The sequence below is a fragment of the Anabaenopsis sp. NIES-4685 genome (genome assembly GCF_059725405.1).
Genome location: NZ_AP043602.1, coordinates 242,048 through 254,306, shown reverse-complemented (window position 1 = coordinate 254,306; position 12,259 = coordinate 242,048). Strand labels below are relative to the sequence as shown.

General features: G+C 37.1%; 7 protein-coding genes and 1 pseudogene. 6 read left to right on the top strand and 2 right to left on the bottom strand.

Features of this window, described 5'->3' with window-relative positions:
• The first annotated feature begins 22 nt into the window (after positions 1-22).
• Positions 23-439, top strand: coding sequence for a preQ(1) synthase (queF, locus tag AC6IZ0_RS01185; protein WP_271732352.1), 417 nt, complete (start codon positions 23-25; stop codon positions 437-439).
• A gap of 57 nt (positions 440-496) precedes the next feature.
• On the opposite strand, the gene AC6IZ0_RS01180 is transcribed toward queF, so the two are convergent.
• Together AC6IZ0_RS01180 and AC6IZ0_RS01175 are read right to left on the bottom strand one after the other, a co-directional pair.
• Positions 497-1,867 (bottom strand): cytochrome c biogenesis protein, encoded by a 1,371-nt coding sequence (locus AC6IZ0_RS01180; protein ID WP_497724766.1) that lies wholly within the window; start codon positions 1,865-1,867, stop codon positions 497-499.
• A 3-nt stretch (positions 1,868-1,870) separates the two neighbouring features.
• Positions 1,871-2,611: a cytochrome c biogenesis protein CcdA gene (locus AC6IZ0_RS01175; RefSeq protein WP_497724764.1), complete on the bottom strand. Its 741-nt coding sequence runs from the start codon at positions 2,609-2,611 to the stop codon at positions 1,871-1,873.
• Positions 2,612-2,996: 385 nt separating this feature from the next.
• On the opposite strand from AC6IZ0_RS01175, the pseudogene nifJ reads away from it, so the two are divergent.
• The 5 genes and pseudogenes from nifJ to AC6IZ0_RS01150 all read left to right on the top strand — a co-directional run bounded on the left by nifJ (position 2,997) and on the right by AC6IZ0_RS01150 (position 12,229).
• A pseudogene (gene nifJ / locus AC6IZ0_RS01170) lies at positions 2,997-6,544 on the top strand (pyruvate:ferredoxin (flavodoxin) oxidoreductase).
• Positions 6,545-6,831: 287 nt separating this feature from the next.
• Complete coding sequence (locus AC6IZ0_RS01165; RefSeq protein ID WP_497724762.1) at positions 6,832-8,949, top strand: GNAT family N-acetyltransferase; 2,118 nt, start codon at positions 6,832-6,834, stop codon at positions 8,947-8,949.
• 18 nt (positions 8,950-8,967) lie between these two features.
• Entirely contained in the window at positions 8,968-9,453 is a 486-nt protein-coding gene (locus AC6IZ0_RS01160; protein ID WP_497724761.1) for an ASCH domain-containing protein, read from the top strand.
• Positions 9,450-11,024 (top strand): McrB family protein, encoded by a 1,575-nt coding sequence (locus AC6IZ0_RS01155; protein WP_497724760.1) that lies wholly within the window; start codon positions 9,450-9,452, stop codon positions 11,022-11,024. The genes AC6IZ0_RS01160 and AC6IZ0_RS01155 overlap by 4 nt, the downstream gene beginning before the upstream one ends.
• A complete protein-coding gene (locus AC6IZ0_RS01150) occupies positions 11,021-12,229 on the top strand; it encodes an McrC family protein (protein WP_497724759.1) in 1,209 nt (402 codons plus the stop codon). Before AC6IZ0_RS01155 ends, AC6IZ0_RS01150 begins: the two co-directional genes overlap by 4 nt.
• Positions 12,230-12,259 lie beyond the last annotated feature (30 nt).

Genomic DNA, 12,259 nt, shown 5'->3' with positions numbered 1-12,259 from the left:
TTATTTATATATCTTTGAAAGTATGAACAATTATTCATCGGAAACGGTATCTGAGTCACAGTCAGAAATGAAGTATGGAGAACGGGAAATTGCAGAAGGTCAATTAATTACTTTTCCTAATCCCCGTGTGGGTCGGCGATATGATGTGAGTATCACTTTACCAGAATTTACTTGTAAATGTCCTTTTTCTGGTTATCCTGATTTTGCTACGATTTATATTACCTATGTCCCAGATCAACGGGTAGTAGAGTTAAAGGCTTTGAAGCTCTATATTAATAGTTACCGCGATCGCTATATTTCTCATGAAGAGTCGGCTAACCAAATTTTAGATGATTTTGTGGCTGCTTGTGACCCGCTAGCAGTGACTATTAAGGCAGATTTTACCCCCCGTGGTAATGTCCATACTGTGGTGGAAGTGCGTCACCAGAAGGATGTTTAAACGCAAAGGTACGCAAAGGTCAGCGCAGAGGTACGCAAAGGGTTCCTCTGTCTGCTTTTATGTTTTTGCTGGGGATGAGAGGGTTTCTAGTATTTCTAAAATCTCTTTTTCAAATGCTACTTGGGCTCGGTTGGTTTTACCTCCAATATACAGGCGATCGCTTGTTTTTAATGCCCAAATTTGGGAATGGGAAAAATAACTCATGGTTGCGCCTAACATTAATAGGGCAAATCCGCTGTATACTATGGGGATGCCAGGGTCTGATTTGATTTGTAATCCGGTACTACCTATAACATCGACTATTTTTAAGTTAACGCCATTAATGTTAGTGGACATTCCTGTGCGGACTGTATCTACTAGTTTACCTGTGGAATCATAAATTAATACCATTCCTTGCAAGTCTTTGGCGATGACGGAAACCCCCTCACTTAAGTCTGGTTTGGTGGGTATCCAACTTCCCCACAGTCTTCCTTTACCTTTTGTGTCTAAGGAAGCCATAGGTAATTGAAAGATGGGGCTATTATTAAATTTAATCTGAATCGCGGAAATTCCCCAATCGGTTTGATAAAATGTGACTCCATGGTAGCGCAGGGGTTGATTCACGAAAATTTTTTGATGATCAATTTCTTCTCCCTGGTTATTCACTACCGACATATCGGAATAAAATTGGTCAATTCCACCGGTGGGAGTGTAATCAATCCAAAACCGATTTACACGCACAGACCAATCTTTGAGGTTTTGGAAGTTTGCCCATGGTCCCGCGTCTATAATGTTTTTTACTTGAAATGTATCACCACTAGATATCATTTCTTGGGCAATAAATCCAGTCATCGCTCCCAAAATTCCCCCCAGGAGGATGGTGACAATCCCCACATGGACGATAATAGGTCCAATACGTCCAATAATTCCTTTGCGGGCGTAAAGAATATCCTGTTTTTCGGGTTCTTGAAATATTGTATACTTGCGCTTGTGTAAGATTTCTTTTAAGGATTGCACAGAAATATCATCTAATTCCGCACTTAAGGCTAACTTTTGAAATTGTCGCGGTTCTTGGTAATATTTCCACCGACGAGCGGTTTTTAAAGCTGGTAGTTGACGGGTGAAGGTACAAGCTGTGAGACTAGCACCAAATACAATCAGTAACCCCAAGTACCACCAAGTGCGATATACATGGTCTAAACCCACGACTTGAATTACTTTCCAAGTTAAAAAACCAAATAAAGCTGGATGTTCGGGGTAGTTAGTCTGATAAAATGCCGGTGACTGACCTTGTTCGATGACTGTACCGCTAATGCTAAAAACAGCAATTAATAGTAAAAGTGCGATCGCTAGGCGTAAATTAGTGAGTACAGGTAAAACCTCCCTGCGCAATATTCGCCCCGGTACTGACCACCAAGATGCTGTAAATGCTGAATTTTCTATAGTCATTGCTTAAAAACTGCTCAAGGGAAACCGCGAAATTAAAGAAAATACACCAAATCCCACCAATAGCACCCCACTAACTGGATTAATCCAACCAGACCACCGCCGGAGTTCCAGCAGCTTTTTGATAGTAGCAGTAAAAGTACCGGCTAAAATCAAAGGTACTACATAGCCGGCTGTGTATGATAGTAACAACACAGCGCCCATAATTAAATCTTGTGTACTAGCCACCCAACCCAGTAAACTGGCTAAAACTGGAGTACTACAAGGAGACGCGACCAAACCAAAGGTTAAACCCAGGGAATAAGACCGCACCCCCGCTGGTAAATCTGAGGAAATCCACTTAGTTTCGCCTAAAGATGGAAATTGTAAGGGTAATGCTTCTAGTAAGTTCAACCCCATAAGAATGGCGATCATACTGACGATAATTGGTAAACCGATTCCCACTTGACCATAGACTTTACCAACAAAAGCTGCTACAATCCCTAAACCTGCCAGGGTAGTCGCTAAACCTAAAGCAAACCATGTAGATTGAGCTGCTGCTTGTAAGCGGCCTTTAGCTTCATAACCCCCAATGTAACCAATGGTAATTGGGAGCATAGAAAGCATACAGGGGGTAAGACTAGTAAGTAAACCAGCTGCAAAAATTATGCCAATACTTAGTAGACTGATGTGGGTAAGTTGGGAAGATACTAATCCGTTGGCAAATTGTTCTAGTTCGTAAAATCGTGTTTGTAGAGTCTCCAGCATGGGATATTTAACCGGCAAATGCTTGTTATATTAGCATTCTAGTTGATTATGGGATTAATGTTGAGGCTAAAATTCAGATGGTTAACTATCACCCTACCAGCCATAAATATATTCTACTTCTAGAACAGGTAAACCTTTGCGTACCTTTGCGCGTACCTTTGCGTACCTTTGCGTTAAAAAACCCGAACCACCACCCCATAAACTCATAAGCAACACCGCCAAACCCCAACCATCACACACAGATAAGAGTGAGTACAAAATTAATTTACAACAGATGTCAAAATTTAGCAAATGATAGAATTCCCAACAGAGTCAAAATTATAGATAAATACATATAAAATCTGCCAAATTCTCTATCGCTACACACAAAAGAAAGAGAACACACATGAACCAGAACTTTGCAACCATTGACGGTAATGAAGCTGTTGCGCGTGTTGCGTACAAATTAAACGAAGTAATTGCCATTTATCCTATCACACCCTCCTCAGCCATGGGTGAATGGGCAGATGCTTGGTCAGCTGCAAACCGTCCCAACCTGTGGAATACTATTCCTAGCGTCGTCCAGATGCAGAGTGAAGGTGGCGCAGCTGCTGCTGTACATGGCGCGTTACAAACGGGTTCTTTGAGTACCACTTTCACCGCTTCCCAGGGGTTGCTGTTGATGATACCTAACCTCTACAAAATCGCCGGTGAATTAACTAGTACTGTGGTTCATGTCGCCGCACGTTCTTTGGCTACCCACGCTTTATCAATTTTCGGTGATCATAGTGATGTCATGGCATCCCGTGCTACAGGTTTCGCCCTGTTTTGTTCCGCTTCGGTGCAGGAAAGTCATGATTTTGCGTTCATCGCCCAAGCTGCTACTCTGGAAACACGTGTATCATTTATGCACTTCTTTGATGGTTTCCGCACATCACATGAAGTGCAGAAAGTCAATTTATTATCAGATGAACAATTGCGATCGCTGATTAAAGAAAATCTAATTTTAGCCCATCGCGCCCGCGCCCTCACCCCAGACCGTCCGCTATTGCGGGGTACAGCCCAGAATCCCGATATTTACTTTCAGTCCCGGGAAGCTGCTAACCCCTATTATAACACAACTCCTGCTATTGTCCAACGCCTCATGGATGAATTTGGGGAAATTACAGGCAGATATTACCAAATCTATGAATATCACGGTGCGGAGGATGCACAACGGGTAATTATTCTCATGGGTTCGGGTTGTGAAACTGTCCATGAAACTGTAGATTATCTTAACGCCTCGGGGGAAAAGGTGGGAGTAGTGAAAGTGCGACTCTATCGCCCCTTTGATGTGGAAAGATTTATGGCGGTCTTACCTAAGAGTGTAGAGGCGATCGCCGTCCTTGACCGCACCAAAGAACCAGGGAGCGCGGGGGAACCCTTATATTTAGATGTAGTCACCGCCATTCATGAAACTGGGGGAAACAAACTCAAAGTGATCGGTGGTCGTTATGGTCTGTCCTCCAAGGAATTTACCCCAGCTATGGTCAAGGGAATTTTTGATCATCTGGCTCAAGCAGAACCGCAAAATCACTTTACCATTGGCATTAATGATGATGTCAATCATACATCTTTGAGTTTTGACCCCAACTTCTCCACGGAAGCAGATAACGTTGTTAGGGCGATGTTTTATGGTTTAGGTTCAGATGGTACAGTAGGTGCTAACAAAAACTCTATTAAAATCATTGGGGAAGAAACCGACAACTACGCCCAAGGTTACTTTGTCTACGACTCCAAAAAGTCTGGGTCAATGACAGTTTCTCACCTGCGCTTTGGTCCGTACCAATTCGCTCCACTTACCTCATAGACAAGGCTAACTTTATTGGTTGTCATCATTGGGGCTTTTTGGAACGGGTAGATGTGTTAAAAGCTGCCATTCCGGGAGCAACTTTACTGCTGAATAGTCCTTATAGTGCGGATACAGTCTGGGAGCATCTACCCCCCAAAATCCAGGAAGAAATTATCAGTAAACAACTGAAATTATACATTATTAACGCCAACCAAGTCGCCCGTGACAGTGGTATGGGTGGGAGAATTAACACTATTATGCAGGTGTGCTTTTTCGCCTTAGCAGGTGTGTTACCCCAAGAGGAAGCAATTAGTAAAATTAAAACAGCTATTAAAAAGACCTACGGTAAGAAAGGGTCGGAAGTTGTCCAGAAGAACTTACAAGCAGTAGATAACACCCTGACTAACTTACATAAAGTTGATATACCCCCAACAGTGCAAAAGTCACAGGTCAAAACCCAAAACTTGGAATTACTAGACAGTGCGCCGGAATTTGTCCGGGATGTCCTGGGTGAAATCATGGCTTGGCGTGGTGATGAATTACCTGTAAGTGCATTACCTGCTGATGGAACCTTTCCCACTGGTACAGCTAAATGGGAAAAACGTAACGTTGCTGAAGATATACCTGTATGGGAACCGGATATCTGCGTACAATGTGGTAAGTGCGTGATGGTTTGTCCCCACAGTGCTATTAGGGCTAAGGTTTATCTACCGGATGAGTTAATTAATGCTCCGGGTAGCTTTAAATCTGTGGATGCTAAGGATAAGAGTTTTAGTCAGCAGAAATTTACTATTCAGGTCGCCCCAGAAGATTGTACAGGATGTGCTATTTGTGTACATATTTGCCCGGCTAAAAGTAAGGTTGAACCGTCCCAGAAAGCCATTAATATGGCTCCCCAGCTACCTTTACGGGAACAAGAACGGCAAAACTGGGATTTCTTTTTGAGTTTACCTCACCCTGACCGCAGACAGTTAAAAGTGAACCAAATTCGCCAACAACAACTACAAGAACCACTGTTTGAGTTTTCCGGTGCTTGTGCGGGTTGTGGTGAAACACCTTATTTAAAGTTATTAACACAATTGTTTGGCGATCGCGCGGTGATTGCGAATGCGACGGGTTGTTCTTCTATTTATGGGGGAAACCTCCCTACTACTCCTTGGACAACCAACGCTCAAGGACGCGGACCCGCATGGTCTAATAGTTTATTTGAAGATAACGCCGAGTTTGGTTTTGGCTTCCGTTTGTCTTTGGATAAACAGGCGGAATTTGCAGCGGAGTTATTGCAAAGTTTGGGAAGTCAACTGGAAGAAAAACTTGTTAGCTCTTTGTTGAATGCTACACAAACATCAGAGGCGGAAATCTGGGAACAACGGGAAAGGGTAGAGTTACTCAAACAACAGTTAGATCAAATTACTACTTCTGACCCCCGTCTCATCTCCCAAATTCACAGTCTCAAGTCCCTAGCTGACTATTTAGTCAGGAAGAGTGTTTGGATTGTGGGCGGTGACGGTTGGGCTTATGATATTGATTTTGGCGGTATTGACCATCTGTTAGCCAGTGGGCGAAATGTGAATATTTTGGTCATGGATACAGAAGTTTATTCTAACACTGGGGGACAATCATCGAAAGCCACGCCCAAGGCCGCGGTGGCGAAGTTTGCTGCTAGTGGTAAACCCGCACCCAAAAAAGATTTAGGTTTGATGGCTATGACCTATGGTAATGTTTATGTGGCTAGTGTGGCTTTGGGTGCAAAAGATGAACATACCCTCAAGGCTTTTCTGGAAGCAGAGGCTTTTGATGGTCCTTCATTGATTATTGCTTACAGCCATTGTATCGCCCACGGCATTAATATGACTACAGGGATGAATCATCAGAAATCTCTGGTAGAATCAGGTAGATGGTTGTTGTATCGCCATAACCCAGACTGGCAACTTCAAGGTAAAAATCCTCTGCAATTGGATATGCGATCGCCTACCCAATCAGTAGAAGCATCCATGTATCAAGAAAATCGCTTCAAGATGTTAACCAAGAGTCACCCGGAACTTGCTAAACAGTTGTTAGACCAAGCCCAAGGGGAAGTTAACGCCCGTTGGCAAATGTATCAATATTTGGCTAATCGGTAATATTTCCTGGGTGATGACAATTAATACCCCACCCCGCAAGCTGGGAGGGGATTTTTATTTTCGGCGTTGCTGTGATATCAATAATTGTAATTTTTTCAACTTAAATATGGTTAATTGGGTATTATTGATACATATATTAGTGATGAAAATAGGGAATGAACCACGTTCGCGCAGCGCCCCGCAGGGATAAACACGAAGGACATAAAGGAACCACATCCAAATATAGCCAATTCAACTATTAGTTATAGATAAACTTTTTAATTACTTGCAAATAGTGAGAGTGAAAAATGACAAAATACAATAGTATAAAAATAGCATCTATAGATGCAAAATCTCCTTATTTATCTGCTGTAATAGATTTATGGAGTTCTCATAGGTCAACTCTCGGATTCTTTCCTAAAGATGCCTTTGTAGAACGTGCGAATAAACGTCAGATACTTGTAGCCATTAACCCTGAAGGTGAATGTATTGGATATTTATTATATCGTAATTCCTATGACAGAATTACGATTGTTCATCTTTGTATATCTCAATCATATAGAAGACAAGGTATTCCTGATCTTTTACTTCAAGAACTTAAAAGAATTACTGTAGAAAAATATACCGGGATCTGTTTAAGTTGTCGCCACGATTATGGATTACAATCTATGTGGTCGAGGCTAGGTTTTGTTTATAAATACGATAAACCCGGCAAAAATAAAGCTGGAAAACCTCTAGGATTTTGGTGGTTAGATCATGGACATACTAATTTATTTTCTTCCGTTACTATACAAGAACTAGAGTCTAAACTCTGTGTAATTATAGATATAGATATCTACATTAATTTATATCAAGATAATAACGAGGAAAATGACTACACAGAATTGCTTTTGAGTGATTGGATAGCAGCAGAATTAGAACTCTGTATAACCGAAGTTATTTTTAATTATATCAGTCTAATTAGTGACGATAAAGAAAGAAATCTACAAACTGAACTTGCTAATAAAAGATTTACTTGTCTACCATGCCAAAATCAAATTTTGGATACAGTAAAAGCAAAATTGCATAAAATAATATCAACGAAAACAATATTTATAGACGATATTCAATTACAGCATTTAGCCAGAGCAATCACATCTGATTCTCATCTATTCATAACCAATTGTAAGAATTTATTAGCAATCGCACATGAGGTATATGAAAATTTTCAACTATCTATCTTAACCCCTCATGAATTAATAAATCAATTAGATGAACTTCGCAATAAACCTGATTATCAGCCTGTAAGATTGGCTGGTTCTCCATTGACAAAAATTGCAGTTCAACGAGGACAAGAAAAAGACTTAACTAAACATTTTGTTTTTGATTCTTCAAAAGAAACAACATCTGCATTTCGACAATCTTTAAGTAGATTTATTTCAGAAATAGACAAGTTTGAGACTTATGTTGTCTTAAATAAAGAAGAGTTACCCATTGCTTTATTTGTTTATAGCAAAAGCAAAAGTAATGAGTTAGAAATTCCCCTGTTAAGGTTTGGTAAAAATCCTTTATCAGCTACATTGGCAAGGCATATAATTTTTAAATCTATATTGCTGTCAGCTAATAAAGGTAAGCAATTTACTAGAATTACTGACCAAAATTTAGATGAAAGTATAATTAATGCTATTCAGGAAGATAACTTTATTAGGGTTAATAATGGATGGTTGAAAATAAATTTACCGCTTGCAGAGAAAAAATCATATTTATCAAAAATATTATATGATTTAGGTATTTCTCTTCCTAATGAATATAGTTTTTGTTTAAAAATTGCTGATGCTCTTAATTCAGATTTAGTGCTTAATGATATTCAAACTGCACATGTTGAAAAATTTCTTTTCCCAGCCAAAATTATCGATTCGCAAATAAATAATTTTATTATTCCTATTCAACCCAGATGGGCGCAGGATTTATTTGATGAACATTTAGCTCAACAAACTTTATTTGGATTGTTAGAATTAGAAAATCAAAAAATAGGACTTGCATTCAATCGTGAAGCTGTTTATTATAGAACAGTTAAAAATTCTGCAGGACTAAATGCTCCTAGTAGAATTCTCTGGTACGTAAGTCACAATAATTCATATTATGATGTAGGGTGTATTAGAGCTTGTTCACTTATTGATGAAGTCATTATTGGAAAACCGAAGGAACTTTATCAGCGTTTTAAAAGATTGGGGGTCTACAAATTAGATAATATTATGAATATATCTCAAGATAAGAATGGTGATATAATGGCAATTCGTTTTAGTAATACAGAATTACTGAAATATCCTATCCCCTTAAAAAAGGTTCAAGAGGTATTAGGTAATAAGACAACAGTACCATCACCGATTAAAATTCAAAATAACCATTTTGTTAAAATTTATACTTTAGCTTCTAAAAAATACTAAATAATTAATATAATTATTATGCATCAAAATATATTATTATTATCAATAAAACCGAAATACGCCGAGATGATATTATCCGGAACTAAAAAAGTCGAACTCCGTCGAGTTCGTACTCGATTAAAAAATGATGACTTAGTTTTGGTATATGTTTCATCTCCTACAAAAGCTTTAGTTGCTACATTTGAAGTAGATAAGATAATTCAAAATGAAATTCTAGCTAATCCAAAAGATATTAATGATTTTTGGCAGATAATTAAAAATCTAGCTGGGATTAGCTCTAATGAATACAAAACATATTACAATACCGCATCAATAATAGTTGCTATTTTTATTAAAAATGTAAACAAGCTACATCATCCTATAGAACTAGAAACCCTAAGAGCCAGAATACCCAGATTTCAACCACCACAAAGTTATCGTTATTTAAAAGATAGTGAATTTAAATTATTTGAGTCTTTAATACCAGATAAATTATTGAGTTCTTCCAATCCAAATAATTTATGATACTAAATTATAAATCTAAATTTATAGAAATTTTTCAAGAATTTATAAATTCTTACCCCTATACACTAAATGGAATTAGTCATATCAAATCATACACGGAGCAACGTCAACAAGCTTGTCGTAACTTTGAGATAATTAGAGCAGCAGCAGATAGAGGTGAAAATATCACAGAGTTAGTATTGTTACAACTTTTACCACACAGCAATACAATCAATAATCGTCAAAGAGGTGCTTGGATTCATATTGCAGCATCTGTCAACAAAGATACTAAAAAATGGTTTGAGGGAGAAAACTCGGTTAAAAGTGATGATTGCGATGAAATTGCTATTGCTATTTTTAATTTCGTTCGTTGTTGTAAGGTTAAACCACAGGATCTATTAAATTATTGTATACAGTTTTCGCAATTGAACTGTGCTAAAGGTTTTCAAATGGGTATGCTTACTCCTATTTTAAACGCATTACAACCGAATGATTTTTTATTAATAAATAACAAATCACGAAGAGTAATTAATTATTTTGCAAATAAAAATTATGGTGCAAAGCTTACATATTATCCCCAAATTAATGATATAGGACGGAATGTGATTCAAGAATTATCTCAATATATGCACCCAATTGGTGTACCAGCTTTACGAGATGATGATTTATTTGATATGTTCTGTCAATGGCTTATTACTTTTAAAAAGTATAAATTTCAACATACAAATCAAGAAAATGTAAATCCAGTGGATACCAATATTAAATTAAATCCTCTATATACTCTATCTAATATTAGTGAAGCAACTGGTTTTGAAGAAACACAAATACAATCGTGGATACGCTCAATTTGTCGTAAAAAACAAGCTATATTCTACGGTTCGCCAGGAACAGGTAAAACATTTATTGCTGAAAAGCTAGCAAAACATCTCATCAGCGAAGGTGACGGTTTTTATGAATTAGTCCAATTCCATCCAGCATACACTTATGAAGACTTCATTCAAGGTATCCGTCCTCAAAGTGAAGATGGTAAATTAACATATCCACTTCTTCCGGGTATATTTTTGCAATTTTGCCAAAAAGCAGAAGCACTTCAAAATATTTGTGTTCTGATAATAGATGAAATTAACCGGGCAAATTTACCACAAGTTTTTGGTGAATTAATGTATTTACTAGAATACCGTGATCAAGAAATTTCTCTTGCTGGTGGTAATAGATTTGGTATCCCTAAAAATGTCTGTATTATTGGTACAATGAACACAGCAGATCGATCTATTACTCAAATTGATCACGCTTTACGTCGTCGCTTTGCATTTATTGAACTGCATCCTAATTATGATGTTATCCTAAAATATCATAAAAATTCAGATTTAGCTAAAAAATTAATTTATGTGTTAAAAGGATTAAATAAAACAATTGATGACAAAAACTATGAAATTGGTATTTCTTTCTTTTTAAATAACAAACTTCAGGAAAATATAGAAGATATTTGGAAGATAGAAATTGAACCTTATTTAGAAGAATACTTTTTTAACAATTTGGAAAAAGTAGATGAGTTTCGCTGGGATAATATCAAGCAAAAGTTAACTATATGAACTCAGCAAATTTACAAATTATTGAAATAACCGAATATCAATCTAAGTATTTTAATCGTTCTGATATTTTAGAGAAATGGGGAATTGCATTATTAAAATATAGAAAAGAAATAGATGTAGATTTTCCCACTCCTAAAACTGGTAATAAATGGAAACTCACTGCTAAGGGTTGGGTAGGTTATATTCCTGTAAATTCCGATTTTGCTTTAAAAATTAATCCTAAAGTCCCAATTAAAAATTTATTTGGAATGTTAGAATATGCTTACAATTTAAAATGTTTTAATTTCTTGCCAGGCTTAATAAATTGTGAATATGTAGAGGATTTCTATAATGAACTAGCTTATATTTTAGCAGAAAAAATAATAAAACACTGTCGCAAAGGTTTATATCGTAGTTATGTACCCAAAACAGAAAAATTGAATTATGTGCGGGGTAAGTTAAATTTGAACCAGGTAATTAAAAAACCTTGGGATGTCAAATTAGAATGTGAATATGAACAATATACGGCAGATATTATAGATAATCAAATTCTATTTTGGACTCTTTTTCATATTGGCCATAGCGGTTGCTGTTCAGATAGAGTATTACAAATAGTTAGAAAAGCTTATCACGCTATGCAAGGAATGGTATCTTTAGAAAGTTGTTCTGCAAAAGATTGTATTGAGCGAATTTACCACCGTCTGAATCATGACTATTATACATTACATCAACTTTGCCGATTCTTTTTAGAGAATACTATCCCCAGTCATGAAAAAGGAAAAAACATAAGTTTACCCTTTTTGGTAAATATGGCGCGTCTCTATGAAATGTTTGTTGCAGAATGGTTAAGAGAAAATTTACCACCACATTTAACCCTGAAGAATCAAGAAAGAATTACTATAGACAAAAACATATATTTTCAAACTGATTTAATTATCTATGAATCTGAAACTCTAATTCCTCAATACATTTTGGATACTAAGTATAAAAATGGAGATACTAAATCTATTACCAAAGATATAACTCAAGTAATAGGATATGCTGCGCTAAAAAATTGCTATGAAGCAGTGTTAGTTTATCCCACGGAATTAAATAATTATGTTGATTACATTCATGAAAATAAAGGACAAATTAGGTTACGTACTCTCACTTTTTCTCTTAACGACAATCTTCAAGATGCAGGAAACGCATTTTTAAAAAAATTATTTTCTGGTGCTGAATCTTAAATCCGGTCTGACAAATTTTCATCTAATGGC